Source organism: Kitasatospora sp. NPDC114501 (assembly GCF_055633695.1).
In genome coordinates this window covers 646,319-668,050 of the sequence record NZ_JBVKDS010000002.1, presented here as the reverse complement: position 1 = coordinate 668,050, position 21,732 = coordinate 646,319, and the positions used below count along the sequence as shown (strand labels likewise).

General features: G+C 71.7%; 17 protein-coding genes and 1 rRNA gene. 5 read left to right on the top strand and 13 right to left on the bottom strand.

Annotated features, from left to right (window positions below; genetic code table 11):
• From ACZ7RU_RS06400 to ACZ7RU_RS06355, 10 genes are all read right to left on the bottom strand, one after another.
• Positions 1-87, bottom strand: a 16S ribosomal RNA gene (locus ACZ7RU_RS06400); the annotation flags it as partial.
• A 634-nt stretch (positions 88-721) separates the two neighbouring features.
• Complete coding sequence (locus tag ACZ7RU_RS06395) at positions 722-2,245, bottom strand: CoA-acylating methylmalonate-semialdehyde dehydrogenase (protein ID WP_470339746.1); 1,524 nt, start codon at positions 2,243-2,245, stop codon at positions 722-724.
• A 222-nt stretch (positions 2,246-2,467) separates the two neighbouring features.
• A complete protein-coding gene (locus ACZ7RU_RS06390) occupies positions 2,468-3,241 on the bottom strand; it encodes a nucleotidyl transferase AbiEii/AbiGii toxin family protein (RefSeq protein ID WP_470339745.1) in 774 nt (257 codons plus the stop codon).
• 105 nt (positions 3,242-3,346) lie between these two features.
• Positions 3,347-3,778 carry a hypothetical protein gene (locus ACZ7RU_RS06385; protein WP_470339744.1) on the bottom strand — a complete coding sequence of 144 codons (432 nt, stop codon included), beginning with the start codon at positions 3,776-3,778 and terminating at the stop codon, positions 3,347-3,349.
• Between the two features lie 132 nt (positions 3,779-3,910).
• Positions 3,911-5,305 (bottom strand): NAD(P)/FAD-dependent oxidoreductase, encoded by a 1,395-nt coding sequence (locus ACZ7RU_RS06380; protein ID WP_470339743.1) that lies wholly within the window; start codon positions 5,303-5,305, stop codon positions 3,911-3,913.
• Positions 5,306-5,418: 113 nt separating this feature from the next.
• Positions 5,419-6,222: an ABC transporter permease gene (locus ACZ7RU_RS06375; protein WP_470339742.1), complete on the bottom strand. Its 804-nt coding sequence runs from the start codon at positions 6,220-6,222 to the stop codon at positions 5,419-5,421.
• Complete coding sequence (locus ACZ7RU_RS06370) at positions 6,222-7,151, bottom strand: ABC transporter permease (protein ID WP_470339741.1); 930 nt, start codon at positions 7,149-7,151, stop codon at positions 6,222-6,224. Before ACZ7RU_RS06370 ends, ACZ7RU_RS06375 begins: the two co-directional genes overlap by 1 nt.
• Entirely contained in the window at positions 7,148-8,290 is a 1,143-nt protein-coding gene (locus ACZ7RU_RS06365) for an ABC transporter ATP-binding protein (protein ID WP_470339740.1), read from the bottom strand. The genes ACZ7RU_RS06370 and ACZ7RU_RS06365 overlap by 4 nt, the downstream gene beginning before the upstream one ends.
• A 40-nt stretch (positions 8,291-8,330) precedes the next feature.
• A complete protein-coding gene (locus tag ACZ7RU_RS06360; RefSeq protein ID WP_470339739.1) occupies positions 8,331-9,581 on the bottom strand; it encodes a polyamine ABC transporter substrate-binding protein in 1,251 nt (416 codons plus the stop codon).
• A gap of 55 nt (positions 9,582-9,636) precedes the next feature.
• On the bottom strand, positions 9,637-11,148 hold the full coding sequence (locus tag ACZ7RU_RS06355; protein WP_470339738.1) for a gamma-aminobutyraldehyde dehydrogenase: 1,512 nt from the start codon (positions 11,146-11,148) through the stop codon (positions 9,637-9,639).
• Positions 11,149-11,400: 252 nt separating this feature from the next.
• Between ACZ7RU_RS06355 and ACZ7RU_RS06350 the strand changes: the two genes are divergently transcribed.
• The gene (locus ACZ7RU_RS06350) at positions 11,401-13,053 is read left to right on the top strand and encodes a PucR family transcriptional regulator (protein WP_470339737.1); all 1,653 of its coding nucleotides are present in this window, start codon (positions 11,401-11,403) and stop codon (positions 13,051-13,053) included.
• A gap of 61 nt (positions 13,054-13,114) precedes the next feature.
• Here the strand turns inward: ACZ7RU_RS06350 and ACZ7RU_RS06345 are convergent, their stop codons facing one another.
• The 3 genes from ACZ7RU_RS06345 to ACZ7RU_RS06335 form a co-directional block, all read right to left on the bottom strand.
• Positions 13,115-14,314 carry a polyamine ABC transporter substrate-binding protein gene (locus tag ACZ7RU_RS06345; protein ID WP_470339736.1) on the bottom strand — a complete coding sequence of 400 codons (1,200 nt, stop codon included), beginning with the start codon at positions 14,312-14,314 and terminating at the stop codon, positions 13,115-13,117.
• Positions 14,315-14,383: 69 nt separating this feature from the next.
• Positions 14,384-15,742, bottom strand: a complete 1,359-nt coding sequence (locus ACZ7RU_RS06340; protein ID WP_470339735.1) for an aminotransferase class III-fold pyridoxal phosphate-dependent enzyme — start codon at positions 15,740-15,742, stop codon at positions 14,384-14,386.
• A gap of 176 nt (positions 15,743-15,918) precedes the next feature.
• Positions 15,919-17,412, bottom strand: coding sequence for a gamma-aminobutyraldehyde dehydrogenase (locus ACZ7RU_RS06335; protein ID WP_470339734.1), 1,494 nt, complete (start codon positions 17,410-17,412; stop codon positions 15,919-15,921).
• Between the two features lie 252 nt (positions 17,413-17,664).
• Here ACZ7RU_RS06335 and ACZ7RU_RS06330 point away from each other — a divergent pair, with 252 nt between their 5' ends.
• The 4 genes from ACZ7RU_RS06330 (at position 17,665) to ACZ7RU_RS06315 (ending at position 21,716) form a co-directional block, all read left to right on the top strand.
• Positions 17,665-18,138, top strand: coding sequence for an Lrp/AsnC family transcriptional regulator (locus ACZ7RU_RS06330; RefSeq protein ID WP_030243538.1), 474 nt, complete (start codon positions 17,665-17,667; stop codon positions 18,136-18,138).
• Positions 18,135-19,529: an aspartate aminotransferase family protein gene (locus ACZ7RU_RS06325; protein ID WP_387759407.1), complete on the top strand. Its 1,395-nt coding sequence runs from the start codon at positions 18,135-18,137 to the stop codon at positions 19,527-19,529. The genes ACZ7RU_RS06330 and ACZ7RU_RS06325 overlap by 4 nt, the downstream gene beginning before the upstream one ends.
• A 235-nt stretch (positions 19,530-19,764) precedes the next feature.
• On the top strand, positions 19,765-20,520 hold the full coding sequence (locus ACZ7RU_RS06320) for an ABC transporter ATP-binding protein (protein WP_470339733.1): 756 nt from the start codon (positions 19,765-19,767) through the stop codon (positions 20,518-20,520).
• Positions 20,521-20,564: 44 nt separating this feature from the next.
• Positions 20,565-21,716 carry a hypothetical protein gene (locus tag ACZ7RU_RS06315; RefSeq protein ID WP_470339732.1) on the top strand — a complete coding sequence of 384 codons (1,152 nt, stop codon included), beginning with the start codon at positions 20,565-20,567 and terminating at the stop codon, positions 21,714-21,716.
• Positions 21,717-21,732 lie beyond the last annotated feature (16 nt).

Sequence of the window (21,732 nt, the reverse complement as noted above, 5' to 3'; positions counted from 1 at the left end):
CCACCCCGAAGGGCTTCACCGTTCGACTTGCATGTGTTAAGCACGCCGCCAGCGTTCGTCCTGAGCCAGGATCAAACTCTCCGTGAATGTATACCCGTAATCGGGTCGACACCCGCGTTGAGCGGCACGGCAACCACCGGAATAGGGCGGCCCCGCGCACTGCGTCCTCGCTAGTGTTTGTTTCAAAAGGAATCTCCAACCCCGATCAAACGACCGAGGCCGGGGATGTCAACATATCTGGCGTTGACTTTTGGCACGCTGTTGAGTTCTCAAGGAACGGACGCTTCCTTCGGACTGCCTTCCAGCAGGCCCTCCGGGCTTCGTTCTTTCGTGTTTCCAGCTTATCAGATGTTTTCCGCTCCGTTTCCGGGGCTTCGTTCATCCAACTCGCCGGTGTCTTCCGGGGTTTGACGCCCCGTCCGACGTTTCAAACTCTAGCCGATCCCCGCTCCGAAAAGCGAATCCAGCCGCAACCCAATTAAACGCGCACGCCGAATAAGCACCAGGCCGTCACGCGGAAAAGCGAAACGACCGGCACGAACCGAGAAGTGGTGTTTCAGAGGATTGGCTGCCCCGGGACCGTCCGCGCAGACGCGTGTCCGGTGCTCCCTGCCGGGCAGCTCGAAGAACTGTACGCGCTTCTGCGAGCGGATGCAAACGTCGCGCAAAGACGGCCGGCCGGACCCCGGGGGGAGGGGTCCGGCCGGTGGAGCCGTGCGGCTCAGCTGTTGGTGGGGAAGCCCAGGTTGATGCCGCCGTGCGACGGGTCCAGCCAGCGCTGGGTCACGGCCTTGCCCCGGGTGAAGAACTGCACGCCGTCCTGGCCGTACGCGTGGGCGTCGCCGAACAGCGAGGCCTTCCAGCCGCCGAAGGAGTAGTAGGCGACCGGGACCGGGATCGGCACGTTGATGCCGACCATGCCGACCTCCACCTCGAACTGGAAGCGCCGGGCCGCGCCGCCGTCGTTGGTGAAGAGGGCGGTGCCGTTGCCGTACGGGTTGGCGTTGATCAGCGCCAGGCCCTCCTCGTACGAGTCGACGCGCACGACCGAGAGGACCGGGCCGAAGATCTCGTCGTTGTAGACGGACATGCCGGGCTTCACGTGGTCGAACAGCGTGGGGCCGAGCCAGAAGCCGTCGGCCGTCGGGGAGCCGTTCCGGTCCTCGGCGGTGACCGGGTGCTTGCGGCCGTCCACGGCGAGCTCGGCGCCGTCGGCGACCCCGGACTCCACGTAGGAGGTGACCTTGTCGCGGTGCTGGCCGGTGACCAGCGGACCCATCTCGGAGTCGCCGTTGCAGCCCGGGCCGACCTTCAGGGTGGCGATCCGCTGCTTGATCTTCTCGACCAGCTCGTCGCCGATCGGGTCCACCGCGACCAGCACCGACACCGCCATGCAGCGCTCGCCGGCCGCGCCGAAGCCGGCGTTGACGGCGGCGTCGGCGGCGAGGTCGAGGTCGGCGTCGGGCAGGACCAGCATGTGGTTCTTGGCGCCGCCCAGGGCCTGCACGCGCTTGCCGTAGCGGGTGCCGGTCTCGTAGACGTAGCGGGCGATCGGGGTGGAGCCGACGAAGCTGACGGACTTGACGTCCGGGTGCTCCAGCAGGCGGTCGACGGCCACCTTGTCGCCGTGCACGACGTTGAAGACGCCGTCCGGCAGACCGGCCTCCTTCCACAGCTCGGCGAGGAAGTTGGCGGCGGACGGGTCCTTCTCCGAGGGCTTCACCACGACGGTGTTGCCGGCCGCGATGGCGATCGGGAAGAACCACATCGGCACCATGGCCGGGAAGTTGAACGGCGAGATGATCGCGACCGGGCCGAGCGGCTGGCGGATCGAGTAGACGTCGACACCGGTCGAGGCCTGCTCGGTGAAGCCGCCCTTGATCAGCTGCGGGATGCCGCAGGCGTACTCCACGACCTCCAGGCCGCGGGCGATCTCGCCCAGCGCGTCGGAGTGCACCTTGCCGTGCTCCGCCACGATGATCGAGGCCAGCTCGTCGCGGCGGGCGTTCAGCAGCTCGCGGAAGGCGAAGAGCACCGTCGTCCGCTTGGCGATCGAGGCGGTGCGCCACTCGGTGAAGGCCGCGGCGGCGGCGGCCACCGCCTGGTCGACCTCGGCGATCCCGGCGAAGTCGACCTGACCGGAGACCTGGCCGGTGGCCGGGTCGAAGATCTCGCCACGACGGGGGGCCGCACCGGCGGTGGCGACCGGCTTGCCGCCGATCCAGTGAATGATGTGCTTGCTCAAGGTCCGTCTGCCTCCGAAGTCCCGGGCGGCGTCCTGCCTCCGGTCCGGTCTGGCGCCGCCCACGGATGGGCCGGGCGAGGGGAACCACGGGGCTACCGCGCTCGCCTCCCAGTCTGGTCGCCGCTTCGGCCCGGCTCAACGAACAGGCTGACGGGGATCACGGATTCAGCCTTACAGGTCGTCCGGTCACTCGGCCGAACGGGTGACCCGCCCGACCGGGGCTCAGGACTCCCCGTCCTCCGGCTCCTCCAGGTACGGGTCGTGCAGCCCGTCCGGCGCCTCCTGGGTCTCCAGCAGATCCAGCCGCAGATCCTGCGCCCAGGCCAGCGCCCAGCGCTTCCGCTCGTCCACCTCGTCGGCGGGGACGCCCCGGGCGCGGAACCGCCCGTCCGCCGCCTCGGCGAGCGTCTCCAGCCGGTCGGCCAGCGCCGCGGGCTGGAAATCCTGGTCCAACTCCCCTGCCAGTACGAGGAGTTCGCCCTCCCGGTAGCAGCGGGTGAGGGCGTGCACGTCGATCAGGTCACGCGGCATGCCCCGGTCCACGAGCAGCGCGGTGGTCAGCGCCGCCGCGTCCTCCAGCGCGACTACGGGCAGCACCACCGGCGGCTCGTCCGGTCCGGGCGCACCGAGGTCCAGCCGGACCGGGCGGTGGCCCAGCGGTTCCTTGCGCAGTTCCACCGAGTGCGATCGCCCGCCCAGCGCCAGCCGGACGGTGAGCTGCTCCAGCCGCGGGGTGCCCGGCCGCTCGGCGACCCCGCCGCCCGCCGCCCGGTACGCCTCGCCCAGGGCGGCGGCCACCTCCGGCAGGTCGGCCCCGCCGGTCACCAGGGTCAGCCCGTCCTGCGGACAGGCCGCGAGGCCGTGGGCGCGCAGCGCGTGCCCACCGGCCAGTGCGAGGCCGTAGCGGTCGCAGACAGGGGCGGCCAGCGCGGCCAGGCGCAGCTGGGCGGGGCCCGGACGGAGGGACGCGTCGACGGCGTGCGGGACGGTGGTCACGCCTCCAGTCTGACGCGCCCGCCCGCTCCGCGCGCCGGCGCCGTCGAGCGCCGCCGGGTGCCGCCGGGTGCCGAAGGAGACTCGACGCCGGGCGCCGAAGGAGACTCACCAGCCGCCGAGCCTCGCCGCCGCCTCGTGCAGGACGAGCTCCAGCAGCACCGGGTCGTTGAGCTGCCCGGAGCCGTCGGGCGGGAGCAGCCAGCGCACGCCCCGGCTGCTCCGCTCGGGGTGCGGGACGACGATCCAGGTGCCCTCGCCCGCACTGCGCACGCCGGTGCCGATCCAGCGGGCGGCGGTGCCGACGGGCACCAGGAAGCTGACGTACTCGCCCGCGAGGTCGGTGAGGACCGGGCCGCCGGTGCACGGGTCCATGATCTCCAGGGCCGGGCGCCCGAGCCGTCCGGGAACGGAGAGGACGTCCCAGCGCCGGCCGGCCGGCAGCAGCATCAGGCCCAGCCCGGTGCGCTCCCACTGCTCCCGGAGGGATTCCGGGTCCGGTGCCACCTGGGCGAGCCAGTGCAGTCCGGTGGTCTCCATGTCGTGTCCCCGCTTCTCGCCGTTCGTACTGTTCGGAGACGGCGGGAGGTGCGAGACCCGCCGTCACCAAGGAGAGGCGGACGGCGGGTCCCGATTACACGACTACGGGCACCCGACTGGGGGATTCACGGTTCAGCTGTCGAAGCCCAGCCCCAGCCGGTCAAGCGTGCGCAGCCAGAGGTTGCGGTGGCCGCCGGTGCGGTCCGCCCGCTCCAGCGAACGGGTGGTGAGCTCGATCCCGGCCCAGCGCACCGGCTCGGGCGGGAACGGCAGCGGCTTGCTGCGCACCATGTCCAGCGAGGTGCGCTCGGTGCGCTCGCCGGCGAGCAGGTCGAGCATCACCTCGGCGCCGAAGCGGGTCGCGCCGACCCCGAGCCCGGTGTAGCCGACGGCGTACGCCACCTTGCCCCGGTAGCCGGTGTCGAAGAACGCCGAGAACCGGCTACAGGTGTCGATCGCGCCGCCCCAGGCGTTGGTGAAGCGCAGGCCCTCCAGCTGCGGGAAGCAGCGGAAGAAGTGGGTGGCCAGGGTGCGGAAGGTCTCCGGCCGCTGGTCGTACTCGTGCCGGACGTGACCGCCGAAGTGGTAGACCGCGTCGTAGCCGCCCCAGAGGATCCGGTTGTCGGCGGAGAGCCGGAAGTAGTGGAACTTGTTGGCGCTGTCGCCGAGGCCCTGCCGCCCGCGCCAGCCGATCGAGGCGAGCTGCTCGTCGTCGAGCGGCTCGGTCATCAGCGCGTAGTCGTACACCGGGACGATGTACGGGCGGACCCGCTTGAGCAGCGACGGGAACACGTTGGTGCCGAGCGCGACCTTGCGGGCGAGGACCCGGCCGTACGGGGTGCGGACGGCCATGCCGCTGCCGTGCTCCCGCAGGTCGGTGGCCCGGGTGTGCTCGAAGATCCGCACGCCCTGGCCCAGGCAGGCGGCCTTGAGGCCCCAGGCGAGCTTGGCGGGGTGGACCATCGCCACGCCCTCCTTGTCCCAGAGGCCGCCGAGGAAGGTCGGCGAGTTCACCTCGGCACGCAGTTGGTCGGCGTCCAGGACGGTGATGTCGAAGCCGTACCGGGCGACCGCCTCGGCGATCTCGTGGAGTTCCTCGACCTGGTGGGGCTGCGTGGCGACGTCGATCTCGCCGGTGCGCTCCCACTCGGCGTCGATGCCGTAGCGCTCCAGGGTGGCCTCGATGCCGTCGAGGTTGGCGGCACCGAGGCGTTCCAGCTGGGCGAGTTCGGACGGCCAGCGGTCCAGGCCGTTGCCGAAGCCGTGGGTGAGGCTGGCCGCGCAGAATCCGCCGTTGCGCCCGGACGCGGCCCACCCGACCTCGTTGCCCTCGACCAGCACGACGTCCAGTGAGGGGTCGCGCTCCTTGGCGATGAGGGCGGTCCACAGGCCGGAGTAGCCGCCGCCGACGACCAGCAGGTCGCAGGTGGTGTCGCCGACCAGGGCGGGCAGCACCGCCGGCCGGCCGGGATCCTCCAGCCAGAAGGGGGTGGGCCTGGCGTCACTGAGCGCGCGGGCGGAGTCCATGCATTATCAGCCACTTTCTACGAATAGACGACGGTCTTACGTGCCACCGCTGTCAGCCGCTGTCGAGCCCTGCCGGGCCCTGCCGGGCCCTGTCGACCGCTGCCGACCGTACGTCAGGCGGTGGCCTTCCGACGGTTGCCCAGCCACTGGCCGACGACCGTCAGCACGACGGCGGCCAGGAACATCGCGGTGCCGATGACGTTCACCTGCACCGGGATGCCGCGCTGCGAGGCGCCCCAGACGAACATCGGGAAGGTGACCGTGGTCGGCCCCGAGTTGAACTGGGTGATGATGAAGTCGTCGAAGGAGAGCGCGAAGCTGAGCAGCGCACCCGCCGCGATGCCGGGCGCCGCCAGCGGCAGGGTGACCCTCAGGAAGGTCTGGGTGGGGGTCGCGTAGAGGTCCTGGGCGGCCTGTTCCAGCCTCGGGTCCATGCTCATCACACGCGCCTTGACCGCCGTCACCACGAAGCTGAGGCAGAACATGATGTGCGCGATGAGGATGGTGGTGAAGCCGAACGGGATGCGCATGTTGAGGAAGAGCGTCCCGAGCGAGGCCGCCATGACCACCTCGGGCATGGCCATCGGCAGGAAGATCATCGCGGTGGTGGCCGAGCGGCCGCGGAAGCGGTAACGGGCCAGCGCGAAGGCGACCATGGTGCCGAGCACGGTGGCGCCGACGGTGGCGAGCACCGCGATCTGCAGGCTGAGCGAGAGCGACCGGCACATGTCGGCCACACCGCAGGGGTTGGTCCAGGCGTCGGTGGAGAACTCGTTCCACTCGTAGTTGAACTTGCCCACCGGCTTGTTGAACGAGAAGGCGAGCACGACCAGGTTGGGCAGCACCAGGTAGGCGAGGGCCAACAGGCCGGCCAGCACCACCAGGTGGGCGCGGATCCACTTGGACATCCGGGACATCAGACCAGATCCTCCGTCCCGGCCTTGCGCATGTAGACCGTCACCATGCCCAGGATCAGGGCCATCAGGATGAAGCTCAGCGCGGCCGCCGTGGGGTAGTCGAGCACGTTCAGGAACTGCTTCTGGATGCCGTTGCCGACCATCTGCTCGCTCGGCGAGCCCAGCAGCTGGGCGTTGATGTAGTCGCCGGAGGCCGGGATGAAGGTCAGCAGGGTGCCCGCGACCACCCCCGGCAGCGAGATCGGGAAGGTCACCTTGCGGAAGGTGGTGAACGGCCGGGCGTAGAGGTCGCCGGCCGCCTCGTGCAGGCGCGGGTCGATCCGCTCCAGCGAGGTGTACAGCGGCAGGATCATGAACGGCAGGAAGTTGTAGGTCAGGCCGCAGACCACCGCGAGCGGTGTGGCCAGCACCCGGTCGCCGTCGGTGAGCCCGAGCAGGCTGGTGACGTCCAGGACGTGCAGCGCGTTCAGCGCGCCGACCACCGGGCCGCCGTCGGACAGGATGGTCTTCCAGGCCAGCGTACGGATCAGGAAGCTGGTGAAGAACGGCGCGATGACCAGGATCAGGATGACGTTGCGCCAGCGCTTGCCCGCCTTGAACGCGATCGTGTACGCGAGCGGGTAGCCGACGGCCAGGCAGAGCACGGTGGCGACGGCCGCGTAGGAGAACGAGCGCAGGAAGTGCCACCGGTACTCGACCAGGGCGTCCCAGTAGGTCGAGACGTGCCAGGTGACCTTGAAGCCCTCTTCGAGCGAGCCGGTCTGCAGCGAGGTCGACGCCTGGTAGACCATCGGGACGGCGAAGAAGACGACCAGCCAGGCGAGGCCGGGCAGCAGCAGCCAGTACGGGGTGAGCCTGCGCCTCGGCTTGCGCTCGCCCGGTTCCAGCGGGACGACTTGCGGCGGCGCGACCGGGGTGGTGGCGGTCATGCGACCTCCTCCGCGGTGCCCGCGTCGATCGCCTGGGCGGCGTCCAGGGCGAAGGAGTGCGCCGGGTTCCAGTGCAGCTGGACGGCGGCGCCGGGGACGATCCGGGCGTCGCGCTCCATGTTCTGCTCGAAGACGGTGACCTCCTGGCCGCCGTCGGTGCGCACCAGGTACTGGGTGGAGACGCCGATGAAGCTGGAGTCGAGCACCGTGCCGGCCAGCCGGTTGCGGCCGTCGGCGACCTGCTCGGAGGCGTGGGTGATGGTGATCTTCTCCGGCCGCACGCCCAGGTGGACGCGCCTGGCGTCGGTGGCGCAGCGCGCCTTCGGTACCGCGAGGCGGGCGCCGGCCGCGCTGAGCAGCAGGTTGCCGCCCTCGGTGCCGGTGACCTCGGCGGGCAGCAGGTTGGACTGGCCGAGGAAGTTGGCCACGAAGGTGGTGGCGGGATTCTCGTACAGCTCGGCGGGGGCGCCCAGTTGCTCGACCCGGCCGCCGTTCATCACCGCGATGGTGTCGGCCATCGTCATGGCCTCCTCCTGGTCGTGGGTGACGTGCACGAAGGTGATGCCGACCTCGGTCTGGATCCGCTTGAGCTCCAGCTGCATCTGGCGGCGGAGCTTGAGGTCGAGCGCGCCGAGCGGCTCGTCCAGGAGCAGCACCTGCGGGTGGTTGATCAGCGCGCGGGCGACCGCGACGCGCTGCTGCTGGCCGCCGGAGAGCTGGTGCGGCTTGCGCCGGGCGTACTGGCCGAGTTCGACCAGCTCCAGCATCTCCTCGACCTGCTTCCTGACGTCCTTCCGGCCGCGCCGGCGCAGGCCGAAGGCGACGTTCTCGAAGATGTCCAGGTGCGGGAAGAGCGCGTAGCTCTGGAAGACGGTGTTCACCGGACGCTTGTACGGGGGCAGGGCGGTGACGTCCTGGCCGCCGATCAGGACGGTGCCGCTGGTGGGCTCCTCCAGGCCGGCGATCATGCGCAGGGTGGTGGTCTTGCCGCAGCCGGAGGCGCCGAGCAGGGCGAAGAACGATCCCTGCGGCACGGTCAGGTCGAGCGGGTGGACGGCGGTGAAGGAGCCGTAGGTCTTGCCGATGCCGGTGAGCCGGACGTCGCCGCCGGCGGCCGCGTCGCGCTGCTGGTCTGTCATGGGGTGGTGTCTTCCTGGGTCTGTCTGCCGGGAGTCGGGGTCAGGCGCCGATGAGCTTGGAGAACTTCTGCTCGAAGTCGCTCTCCTCGCTCTCGGAGAGCGTGCGGAACACGTGTGCCCTGACCGCCATCTCGGGGGTGGGTACGACCAGCGGGTTGGCCGCGGTGTCCGGGGCGATGCCGGCGAGCTCGTCCTTCATCCCGGTGACGGCGGAGACGAAGCCGATGCCCGCGACCAGCTGCGCCGCGATCTTCGGCTGATAGTAGAAGTCGATCAGCTTCTCCGCGTTCGCCTTGTGCTGGGCCTTGGCCGGGACCAGCATGTTGTCGGTCGAGGCGATGTAGCCCTTCTCCGGGATGACGAACTCGATGTCCGGGTTGTCGGCCCGCAGTTGGATCAGGTCGCCGCCCCAGGCGATGCAGGCCGCGATGTCGCCGGCGGAGAGCTCCTGGCCGTAGTCGTTGCCGGTGAAGCGGCGGATCTGCTTGTTGTCGACGGCCTTCTGCAGCCGGGCGACCGCGCCGTCGTAGTCGTCGGCGGTGAACCTCACGGGGTCCTTGCCCTGGTCCAGCAGGACCATCCCGATGCTGTCGCGCATCTCGGAGAGGAAGGTGACCCGGCCCTTGAGGTCGGGGTCGTCCAGCAGTTGGGAGACGCTGGTGACCTCCTTCCCCCTGGTCGCCTTCCGGTTGTACGCGACGACGGTCTGGATGCCGGCCCACGGGTAGGAGTACAGCCGCCCCGGGTCCCAGTCGGGGGCGCGGAAGCGCGCCTCGATGTTGGTGATCGCGGTGGTGACGTTCGCCGGGTTGAGCTTCTGCGCCCAGCCGAGCCGGATCAGCCGGGCGGCCATCCAGTCGGTGAGCACCATCAGGTCGCGGCCGGTGTCCTGGCCGGCGGCGAGCTGCGGCTTGACCTTGCCGAAGAACTCGACGTTGTCGTTGACGTCCTCGGTGTACCTGACCCTGATGCCGGTGGCCTCGGTGAAGGCGTCCAGCGTGCCGTGCCTCTCCTTGTCCTTCTCGTCCGTGTCCACGTACAGCGGCCAGTTGGAGAAGCCGACCTCCTTCTGCGATTCCGAGAGGTCCTTGGCGGCGTTCGCGGTCGAGTCCCCGGACGCCCGTGGGGCCGCCGGGATGCCGCAGGCGGCCAGGGTGCCCGCTCCGGCGGTCAGCGCGGCGGCGCGCAGCAGGGTGCGGCGGCCGAGCGCGGCCCGGCCGCCGGCCAGGCTGCGTTCCCAGGCCCTTCGGACCGGTTCGGGCAGACCGTCGGTGAGCTCGTTGAACGCCATGGAACGGGCCTCCTGGGGGGAGAGGGGGTGTGGGGGCACCCGCTGGGCCTGGGGGTTATCTGTCTCCGAAGACGGTGCGGTGCCAGTCCTTGCGGGCCACCGCGGTGGTGTCGAACATGACGTGCTTCACCTGGGTGTACTCGTCCAGCGAGTACTGGGACATGTCCTTGCCGTAGCCGGACGCCTTGTAGCCGCCGTGCGGCATCTCGCTGATGATCGGGATGTGGTCGTTGACCCAGACGCAGCCCGCCGCGATCTCCCGGGTGGCGCGCAGCGCGCGGTGCACGTTGCCGGTCCAGGCGGAGGCGGCCAGGCCGTACGGGGTGTCGTTGGCCAGCCGCAGGCCCTCGTCGTCGCCGTCGAACGGCAGCACGACCAGCACCGGGCCGAAGATCTCGCCCTGCACGACCTCGCTGTCCTGGGCCGCGCCGGTGATCAGGGTGGGCCGGTAGTACGCGCCCCGGGTGAGGTCGGTGCCGTCGTGGCCCTTCTCCGGGGCCCGGCCGCCGGTGACCACGGTGGCGTACGAGCGGGCGCGCTCCACGAAGCCGGCCACCCGGTCCCGGTGGGCGTACGAGACCAGCGGGCCGAGGTCGGTGCGCGGGTTCAGCGGGTCGCCGATCCGGATCGCCGCGTACAGCTCGGCCACCCCCGCCACGAAGGCGTCGTACAGCGGGCGCTGGACGTAGGCGCGGGTGGCGGCGGTGCAGTCCTGGCCGCCGTTGATCAGCGAGGCCGCGACCGCGCCGTGCACGGCGGCGTCCAGGTCGGCGTCGTCGAAGACCACGAACGGGGCCTTGCCGCCGAGCTCCAGGTGGGTGCGCTTGACGCCCGCGGTGGCGATCTCGGCGACCCGCCTGCCGACGCCGGTGGAGCCGGTGAAGGAGACCATCGCGACGTCCGGGTGCCCGACCAGGTGCTCGCCGGCGGTGCGTCCGGCGCCGGTGACCACGTTGACCACACCGTCCGGGATGCCCGCGGCGGTGCAGGCGCGGGCGAACATCAGCGAGGTCAGCGGGGTCAGCTCGGCCGGCTTGAGCACGATGGTGTTGCCCGCGGCGATCGCCGGGAGGATCTTCCAGGCGGCCATCTGCAGCGGGTAGTTCCACGGCGAGATCGAGCCGACCACGCCGACCGCCTCGCGCCGCACGTACGAGGTGTGGTCGCCGGAGTACTCGCCGGCCGCCTTGCCCTCCAGGTTGCGGGCGGCGCCGGCGAAGAAGGCGGCGTTGTCGACGGTGCCGGGCACGTCGAACTCGGTGGCCAGCTTGACCGGCTTGCCGGTCTGCGCCGTCTCCACCCGGGCCAGGTCGTCGGCCGCGTCGGCCAGGACGGCGGCCAGCCGGGTGAGCGCCTCGGAGCGCGCGCCGGGGGTGGCCGAGGACCAGCCGGGCAGAGCGGCCTTCGCGGCGGCGACGGCGGTGTCCACGTCCCCGGTGGTGGCCAGCGCGACCTGCTCGACGACGCTGCCGTCGGCGGGGTTGACGACCTGGAAGGGGTCACCGCTCCCCCTGGTCTGCCGGCCCGCGATGTACTGCGCGCCCGGGCCGAAGTCGGTCAGGTCCATCTGGTTCCTCCAAGTGCCGTGGTTCGACCGCTGCGGGGTCACGCGTCCGCGGTTGGGGGTCTGCGGTCCCGCTGACCTTGCCCGTTGCGGGGTCGGGGTGACAAGGGTCACTCCGGCAGTCTCGGCACGAAGGGCCTTACAGGGTGCAAGGGTGCGGGCAGGGCGACAGGTCGTCGGGGCGATGGATGATTACCTGACACCCTGATCACCCGGAGCCCCCCCGCTCCGGTCCCACGGCTCCGGAGGCCCGCGATGCTCCCCACCGTCGCCCGAGTCCTCGACCTGGACGTGATGCGCCGCGGCCTGCCCCAGGTGGTGGCCGGCGCCGACCACCTGGAACGGCCGGTCCGCTGGGTCCACGTCAGCGAACTGCCCGACGTCGCCGGGATGCTCCGCGGCGGCGAGCTGGTGCTGACCACCGGGATCGCGCTGCCGGAGGACCGCGAGCGCCTGACCCGCTACGTGCGCGAGCTGGACGAGGTCGGGGTGGCCGGCCTGGTCGTCGAGTTCGGGCGGCGCTACTTCGACTCGCTCCCCCGCGCCCTGGTCCACGCCGCCGAGCAGCGCGGACTGCCGCTGATCGCGCTCCGCCGCGAGCTGCGCTTCGTCGCCGTCACCGAGGCCGTGCACGCGCTGGTGGTCAACGCCCAGCTGGAGCAGCTGCGGATCTCCGAGTCGGTCCACCAGGTCTTCAACGAGCTGGTGGTGGAGGGCGCGGAGGCGCCCGAGGTGATCCGCCAGGTGGCCCGGATGGCCGGCGCCCCTGTCGTTCTGGAGAACCTGGCCCACCAGGTGCTCGCCCACGACACCGCCGGACGCCCGGAGGCCGAGGTGCTGGAGGACTGGGAGCGCCGCTCGCGCGGGGTGCGCCCGGCCGGGCGCACCGGCCACGACCCGCGCAGCGGCTGGCTGGTCACCACCGTCGGCGCCCGCGGCCAGGACTGGGGCCGGCTGGTCCTGGTGCAGGAGCCCGGCCCGCTGCCCGAGGGCGAGGCCCACCCGCACGCCATGCTGCTGGAGCGCGGCGCCTCCGCGCTGGCGCTCAACCGGCTGGTGGTGCGCGACCGGGAGAGCCTGGAGCGGCAGACCCACCGCACCCTGCTGTCCGGCATCCTCACCCACGCGCTGACCGTCTCCGAGGCGGCGCTGCGCGCCCAGGCCCTGGGCGTTCCGCTGGAGGGCCGCCGGCTGGTCGGCGTGGTGCTGCGGCAGCGGCGCGGACCGATCCCCGCCGCGCTGGAGGCCCAGGCCCGGCTGCGCGACTTCACCGAGCTGGCCGCCGGCGCGGTCCGGGCCTGCCGGCTGTCCGCCCTGGTCGGGGCGCTGGACGACGAGGCCGTCGGCCTGCTGATCGCACTCGGCACCCAGCAGGACGAGCACGCCGCCCTGGACGCGCTCTCGGCCGCGCTGCGCCGGATGTCGGCCGAGCCCGGGCGGGAGAGCGGCGACCCGGCGGGCCCGGTGGTCGCGGTCGGCTCCTCGGTCGGCTCGGTGCGCGACGCCCGGCGCACCCTGCTGGAGGCCACCCAGGTCGCCGACGCCGCCCTGCACGACGCGCCCGGCGGCCGCAGCTCCTCCTACTACCGCCTGCCGGACGTCCGACTGCGCGGCCTGCTCCACCTGTTGCGCGACGACGCCCGGCTGCAGACGTACGTGGAACGGGAGTTGGGCCCGCTGCTGGCCCACGACGCCGAGCACAACGGCCAGTTGGTGCAGATGCTGCGGATCTACCTGGAGCAGGGCCGGAACAAGTCGGCCGCGGCGGACGCCGCGCACCTGTCCCGGCCGTCCTTCTACGACCGGCTGCACAAGGTCGAACGGATCCTCGGCGTCGACCTCGACCAGGTGGAGTCCTGCCTCTCCCTGCACGTGGCGCTGCTCGCCCTGGACGCCGTCCGGCGCTGAGCGCCGCGCGTCCCACCCCGTACGCCCCACACCGCCGCACCCCGCACACCGCCCGTGCCCCTCACACCCCGGTGATGCGGCCCCAGACCTTGTGCAGCTCGGGCCGCTCGGCCGAGGTGACGTCGCGCATGGTGTGCAGCCGGGCGCGCATCTCCTCGGTCGGGAAGACCAGCGGGTTCTCGGCGAGTTCGGCCTTCTCCCGGTCGCCGCTGGCCGCCAGCACCTCGCGGGCGGCCGGCACCGGACAGATGTACTGGACGAACGCGGCGAGTTCGGCGGCCACCTCGGGCCGGTAGTAGTGGTCGACCAGCAGCTCGGCATTGCGCTTGTGGGCGGCCCGGTTGGGGATCATCAGGCTCTCCGCCCACAGTTCGCCGCCCTCCTCCGGCACCACGAACTCGATGTCGGGGTTCTCGGCGGTGAGCTGGACCGCGTCGCCGGAGTAGGCCTGGCAGGCGAGCGCCGCACCGGAGGCGAGGTCGCTGGTGTAGTCGTTGCCGGTGAAGCGCCGGACGTGGCCGCTGTCGACCATCTTCTGCACCAGGTCCATCGCCCGGCGCGCGTCGTCGCCGCCGAACTTCGCGATGTCCGCGCCCTGGGACAGCATCAGCAGCCCGAGCGCCTCGTCCAGCCCGGCGAACAGCGTGACCCGGCCCTTGAGGTCGGGCGCCCACAGGTCCGCGGTGGACCTGATCTCCCGGCCGAGCGCCTTGCGGTTGTAGGCGATGCCGGTGATCCCGGACTGCCACGGCACGCTGCGCCTGCGCCCGGGGTCGAAGGCCGGGTCGGCGAGCTGCGGGTCCAGGTTGGCCGTGACGTTGGGCAGGTTGTCCCGGTCCATGGCCTGCACCCAGCCCAGCGAGACGTACCGCCCGGCCATCCAGTCGCTGACCACCATCAGGTCCCGGCCGGGGGCGGCGCCCTGGGTGAGCACCGGGCTGATCTTGCCGAAGAACTCGTCGTTGTCGTTGATGTCCTCGGTGTAGGCGACCTCGATCCCGGTCCTCTCGCTGAAGGCGTCCAGGGTCGGGCGGCCGCCCTCGTCGTCGGTGTCGATGTACTGCGTCCAGTTGGAGAAGACGAGCCGCTTGTCGCTCTCCGAGCGGTCCGGCGCCGAGCGGCGTTCCTCGGCCACGTACGCGGACGGGATGCCGCAGCCGGTCAGCGTGCCGGCGCCGAGCAGCGCGGCCCCGCCGAGCACGGAACGTCGGCGCACGGCGACCGGGTTGGACGAGCGGGTCAGGGTGGTGCGGCTGGGCATGGCGGGCCTTCCGGAGCGTGGCACGGCCCCGGGCACACGCGGGTGTCCGGGGCCGTCCTGGTAGGTACGTCAGACAGTGTGGGCGTCGGTGAGCGACAGCACCTCGTCCAGCACCGCGAGGCCGGCCTTGGCCTCCTCCTCGGTGACGGTGCACGGCGGGACGGCGTGGAAGCGGTTCATGTTGACGAACGGCCAGAGCCCGCGCTGCTTGCAGGCGGCGGCCAGCTCGGCCATCGGGGCGTTGTCGGCGCCGGCCGCGTTGTACGGCACCAGCGGCTCGCGGGTCTCCCGGTTCCGCACCAGGTCGAGCGCCCAGAACACGCCGAGGCCGCGGACCTCGCCGATCGACGGGTGCCGCTCGGCCAGCTCGCGCAGGCCGGGGCCGAGCACGGTCTCGCCGATGTGCTTGGCGTTCTCGACGATGCCCTCCTCCGCCATGGTGTTGATGGTCGCCACCGCGGAGGCGCAGGCCAGCGGGTGGCCGGAGTAGGTGAGCCCGCCGGGGAACGGCCGCTCGGCGAAGGTGGCCGCGATCTCGGCGCTGATCGCCACGCCGCCGAGCGGCACGTAGCCCGAGTTGACGCCCTTGGCGAAGGTCAGCAGGTCCGGGGTGACGCCCCAGTGGTCGGCGGCGAACCACTCGCCGGTGCGGCCGAAGCCGGCCATCACCTCGTCCAGGATGAACACGATCCCGTAGCGGTCGCAGATCTCCCGCACCCCGGCCAGGTAGCCCGCCGGCGGAACCAGGACGCCGGCGGTGCCGACCACGGTCTCCAGGATGACCGCCGCGACGGTGCCCGGCCCCTCGAACGCGATCACCTGCTCCAGGTGCTCCAGCGCGCGCTCGCACTCCTGCGCCTCGTTCTCGGCGTGGAAGTTGGAGCGGTAGGGGTACGGCCCCCAGAAGTGCACCACGCCGGAGACGCCGGTCTCGTTGGCCCAGCGCCGCGGGTCGCCGGTGAGGGCGATCGCGTTGGCGGTGGCGCCGTGGTACGAGCGGTAGGTGGAGAGGACCTTCTGCCGGCCGGTGTGCAGCCGGGCCAGCCGGATGGCGTTCTCGTTGGCCTCGGCGCCGCCGTTGGTGAAGAAGATCTTGTCCAGGTCACCGGGGGTCCGCTCGGCGATCAGCCGGGCGGCCTCGCTGCGCGACTCGACCGCGAAGCCGGGGGCGATGGTGCAGAGCTTCGCCGCCTGCTCCTGGATCGCGGCGACCACCTTCGGGTGCTGGTGGCCGATGTTGGTGTTGACCAGCTGCGAGGAGAAGTCGAGGTAGCGGTTGCCGTCGTAGTCCCAGAAGTACGAGCCCTCGGCGCCGGCCACCGCGAGGGGGTCGATCAGCGCCTGGGCGGACCACGAGTGGAAGACGTGCGCGCGGTCGGCGGCCTTGACGGCCTGGCCGGCGGCTGAGTCAGCGGTGGGGATGCTCATGCCGGTAAGGCTAGGGCGGCCGGTCCCCGAAGGGGAGTGCCATCGTGTCAGCCGGGCGCGTGAACCGCCGACAGGGTGCAAAAGACGCACGGGCCCGGGTCGAGAAGACCCGGGCCCGTGGTCACTTCAGCCGATGATCAGATCGCGGTCATACGGCGCCGACGGTCACGACCCGCTCAGATCGCGGTCATGACGTGCTTCACGCGGGTGTAGTCCTCGAAGCCGTACGACGACAGGTCCTTGCCGTAGCCCGACTTCTTGAAGCCGCCGTGCGGCATCTCGGCGACCAGCGGGATGTGGGTGTTGATCCAGACGCAGCCGAAGTCCAGGCGGCGCGACATCCGCATGGCGCGGGCGTGGTCCTTGGTCCACACCGAGGAGGCCAGCGCGTACTCGACGCCGTTGGCGTACTCGACGGCCTGGTCCTCGTCGGTGAACTTCTGCACGGTGATGACCGGGCCGAAGACCTCGTTCTGGATGATCTCGTCGTCCTGGTTCAGGCCGGAGACGACGGTCGGGGCGTAGAAGTAGCCCTTGTCGCCGACCCGGTGGCCACCGGCCTCGACCTTGGCGTGGGCGGGCAGCCGCTCGATGAAGCCGGAGACCTGCTGCAGCTGGTTGGCGTTGTTCAGCGGGCCGTACAGCACGTCCTCGTCGTCCACGCCGCCGGTCTTGGTCTCGGCCGCGGCCTTGGCCAGCGCCTCGACGAAGGCATCGTGGATCGACTCGTGCACCAGCACGCGGGTGGCGGCGGTGCAGTCCTGGCCGGCGTTGAAGTAGCCCGCCATCGAGATGCCCTCGACGGCCTCGGCGATGTCGGCGTCCTCGAAGACCACGACCGGGGCCTTGCCGCCCAGCTCCAGGTGCACGCGCTTGACGTCCTTGGAGGCGGACTCGGCGACCGAGATGCCGGCGCGCACCGATCCGGTGATGGAGGCCATCGCCGGGGTCCGGTGCTCGACCATCAGCTTGCCGGTCTCGCGGTCGCCGCAGATGACGTTGAAGACGCCGGCCGGCAGCTCCAGCTCCTTGAGCACACCGCCGATGATCTCGGCCAGCAGCACGGTGGAGGCCGGGGTGGTGTCGGACGGCTTCAGCACGACGGTGTTGCCCGCGGCGATGGCCGGGGCGAACTTCCAGACGGCCATCATCATCGGGTAGTTCCACGGCGCGACCTGGGCGCAGACGCCGACCGGCTCGCGGCGGATGATCGAGGTCATCCCGTCCATGTACTCACCGGCGGCCTTGCCCTCCAGCAGGCGGGCGGCACCGGCGAAGAACCGGATCTGGTCCACCATCGGGCCGATCTCCTCGGAGAGGGTCAGCGCGCGGGGCTTGCCGGTGTTGCGGACCTCGGTGTCGACGATCTCGTCGGCACGGGCCTCGACCGCGTCGGCGATCTTGAGCAGCAGCTTCTGCCGGGTGCTCGGGGTGGCGTCGCGCCAGATCGGGAACGCGGCCGCGGCGGAGGCCATGGCGGCGTCCACGTCCGCGGCACCGGACAGCGGCGACGTCGCGTACACCTCGCCGGTGGTCGGGTCCACGATGTCGAGCGTGCGGCCGTCGGCCGCGTCGACGAACTCACCGTTGACGTAGTTGCGCAGCGTGCGAAGGTCGCTCACGGATCTCTCCTCGGTCTGGGCCTGCGGCGTTGCAGATTCCGGCGCCATGGTACGTCGGCGGATCCGGCGTACGAAGGGTCCCGAGTGGCCGTGCCCGGAGCGGCGCGGTCCACTGGTGGCGGTACGTGCGCCGCCCCCTCGGGGGCGCGCGCGTACGGTGCCCAGGGTAGCTGCACTACTGCCGGTATCGACAGGCCGAGTGCGGTTCAGCGATGAAATCCGCATACGTTTTCCAAGATCACGACGAAATCAGCAGTTTCCACGCTTGCGAACACGGGAACGATCAGGCACAGTGGCCGCGTGGCCAACCGCGACCGGAACGCCAGCGTTCCCCTCGATGCCGCCTCCAAGGCGATCATCGAGCAACTCCAGGAGGACGGGCGCCGCCCGTACGCCGCCATCGGCAAGGCCGTCGGCCTGTCCGAGGCGGCCGTCCGGCAGCGCGTCCAGAAGCTGCTCGACCAGGGCGTGATGCAGATCGTCGCCGTCACGGACCCGCTCACCGTCGGCTTCACCCGCCAGGCGATGGTCGGCATCCGGGTCGAGGGTGACATCGAGCCCGTCGCCGACGCGTTGGCCGCCCTCGACGAGGTCGACTACGTGGTCTGCACCGCAGGCTCGTTCGACCTCCTGGCCGAACTGGTCTGCGAGGACGACGAGCACCTGCTCGAACTGATCAACAAGCGCATCCGCGCCCTTCCCGGCGTGCGGAGCACCGAGAGCTTCGTTTACCTGAAGCTCCGGAAACAGACCTACACCTGGGGCACCCGATGACAGCCGACCCGGCGCAGAAGGACCTTTCCAAGACCGCCTACGACCACCTGTGGATGCACTTCACCCGCATGTCGTCGTACGAGAACTCCCCCGTGCCGACCATCGTCAGGGGCGAGGGCACCTACGTCTGGGACGACAAGGGCCGCAAGTACCTCGACGGCCTGGCCGGCCTGTTCGTCGTGCAGGCCGGTCACGGCCGCGAGGAGCTCGCCGAGGCCGCCGCCAAGCAGGCCAAGGAGCTCGCCTTCTTCCCGGTGTGGAGCTACGCCCACCCGAAGGCCGTCGAGCTGGCCGAGCGCCTGGCCCACTACGCCCCGGGCGACCTGAACAAGGTCTTCTTCTCCACCGGCGGCGGCGAGGCCGTCGAGACCGCCTGGAAGCTCGCCAAGCAGTACTTCAAGCTGACCGGCAAGCCGACCAAGTACAAGGTCATCTCGCGCGCCGTCGCCTACCACGGCACCCCGCAGGGCGCGCTGTCCATCACCGGCCTGCCGGGCCTGAAGGCCCCGTTCGAGCCGCTGGTGCCGGGCACCCACAAGGCCCCGAACACCAACATCTACCGCGCCCCCGCCTTCCTGGAGGGCCCGGACGGCACCGTCGACCCCGAGGCCTACGGCCGCTGGTGCGCCGACGAGATCGAGGTGGCCATCCTCAACGAGGGCGCCGAGACCGTCGCCGCCGTCTTCGTCGAGCCGGTGCAGAACGCCGGCGGCTGCTTCCCGCCGCCGCCCGGGTACTTCCAGCGCCTGCGCGAGATCTGCGACCGCCACGACGTGCTGCTGGTCTCGGACGAGGTCATCTGCGCCTTCGGCCGCCTCGGCACCATGTTCGGCGCCGACAAGTTCGGCTACCAGCCCGACATGATCACCTGCGCCAAGGGCATGACCTCGGGCTACTCCCCGATCGGCGCCACGATCATCTCGGACCGCCTCGCCGAGCCGTTCTACAAGGGTGACAACACCTTCCTGCACGGCTACACCTTCGGCGGCCACCCGGTCTCCTCCGCGGTGGCGCTGGCCAACCTCGACATCTTCGAGCGCGAGGGCCTGAACCAGCACGTCCTCGACAACGAGGCCGCCTTCCTGGGCACCCTGAACAAGCTGCGCGACCTGCCGATCGTCGGCGACGTCCGCGGCAACGGGTACTTCTACGGCATCGAGCTGGTGAAGGACAAGGTCACCAAGGAGTCGTTCAACGACGACGAGGTGGAGCGCGTGCTCTACGGCTTCCTGTCGAAGGCGCTCTTCGACAACGGCCTGTACTGCCGCGCCGACGACCGTGGCGACCCGGTCGTCCAGCTGGCCCCGCCGCTGATCTCCGACCAGTCGACCTTCGACGAGATCGAGCAGATCCTGCGGACCAGCCTCACCGACGCGTGGGCGAAGATCTGATCCCCTGAGCCTTCTTCCCCACCCTCCGCCGAAGGGCGGCCCCGCTCCCCGCGGGGCCGCCCTTCGGCGTTCCCGGACCACCGCACCCCGCCCCGCAACATCACAGTCGTACGACCAAACATGCCTGAATGCGGGTGATATGCCCGTGATGGACCAGTGCGGCGCCACCGCGACCAGCCCCCGTCGTTCTAATCTGACGACTGTCATATCCCTGCGGCCCCCAGGATGGATCCTCATGTCAGCGGCACCGCCTGACAACGACGTGCTGTGGGCCCGAGGGATCGTCAAGTCCCACGACGGCACCCCCGCCCTGCGCGGCATCTCGATCGGCGTCCGCGAGGGCGAGGTGCTCGCCGTCACCGGCCCGCGCGGCTCCGGCAAGAGCACCCTGCTCGGCTGCCTCTCCGCGCAGCTCCCGGTCGACGAGGGGGAGGTCTGGTTCAACAGCGCCCCCGTGCACACCCTCGCCCGGGCCGGCCGCGAACGGCTGCGCCGCGACCGCTTCGGCTTCGTCGGCTCCGAGCCGCACCTGGTGCCCGAACTGACCGCCCGGGAGAACGTCGCCCTGCCGCTGCTGCTCGCCGGGGCCGGCCACAAGGCCGCCTACACCGCCGCCGACGAGTGGCTGGAACGCCTCGACGTCGGCGACTGCGCGCGCCTGCGCCCCGAGCGACTGGTCCAGAGCCGCCGCCAGCGGGTCGCCGTCGCCCGCGCGCTGGCCCCGCTGCCGCCCGTCGTCTTCGCCGACGACCCCACCGCCCCGCTGCACCGCGAGGCCGCCGACCAGGTCATGCGGATACTGACCAGCGCGGCCCGGTCGCACCAGCTCACCCTCGTCCTGGCCACCCACGACCCCGAGCTCGTCCGGTTCGCGGACCGCGCCGTCGCCCTCGTCGACGGACGGCTCACCGCCCCCGCCGCCCCCGTCCCCCGCGGCACCGCCGCCCCCGGGGCCGCCGCGGCGCCCGCCGTCACGGCCACCCGCCGCTGACGACGCCGGGCCACCGACGACGCCGAGCCGCTGAAAGAGTCGACGTGTTCTATCTCCGTCTGGCCCGGGGCTACCGGGTGCCCGACCTCGGCCGCTGGCTGCTCACCGCACTGGCCGCCACCGTGGTCGCCGCCTTCCTGCTGCGCTCCCTCGGCCGGGCGATGAGCGACCCGACCGGCGGCGCCGACCCACTGGTCCGGCTGCTCTGGTGCCTGCCCCCGCTCGCCGCCGTCGCCTGGTTCGCGGCCGTCGCCGCCCGCGCGGTGCCCGCCCGGCGGCCCGAGCGGATCGCCGGCCTCACCGCCGCCGGGGCCGGCTCCCGCCGGATCCGGACGCTGATCGCCGGCGAGGTCGCGCTCGCCTGCACCCTCGGCAGCGTGCTCGCCCTCCTGGCCTTCCTGGTGCTGCGCAACGACGTCGCCGGGCCCTCGCTCGCCCCCGACCTCGGCATGGGCGTGCCGCTGCCGACCGCCGCCCCGGTCGCCCTGCTCGCCCTGGTCCCGCTCACCGCCGGCACCGCCGCCGCCTGCGCGGTGCCCGTCACCGACACCCTGCCCGGCGGCCGCCCCCAGGCTCCGACCGGCTTCGGCGTCTGGCGGATCGCCCTGGGGATCGGGCTGGGCGTGATCGGCGCCGCGCTCGAACTCATCGCCCTGCGGCCCGGCGCCGCCGTCGACGGCCGCCCGATCCACCTGCCGGCCGGGCTCGGTTCCACCAGCACCGCCGCCCTCGGCGGCTGGGCCGCCAGCGCGCTCGGCCTCGCCCTGCTCACCGGCCCGCTGCTGGCCTGGGCCGGGAAGCTGCTCGCCGTCGGGCGGCCCACCCCGCTGCGTCTTCTGGCCGGGCGCGGGCTCACCGCCCAGGCCCGCCGGCTCGGCACGCCGCTGGCCGTGCTCACCCTCGCCGTCGCGCTGGTGCTCACCACCATCCGCTACTGGATCGGCACGCCCGACAGCGCCGACGCGCTGCCCGCCGTCGAGGCCTGCCTGGTGCTCGGCTGCGCGGCCGCCGCGGTGGTCACCCGGCTCGCCGAGGTCCGCACCGACCGCCGGGAGGTCACCGACGCGCTGCTGCGCCTCGGCACCTCGCCCCGGCTGCTGTTCGGCGCGGTCGCGCTGCGCACCCTCGCGGTGGGCAGCACGCTGCTGCTGACCGGCGGGGCGACCGCCGCGCTGGCGGCCGCCGGACTCCGGTAGCGGTATTCCCCGGTGC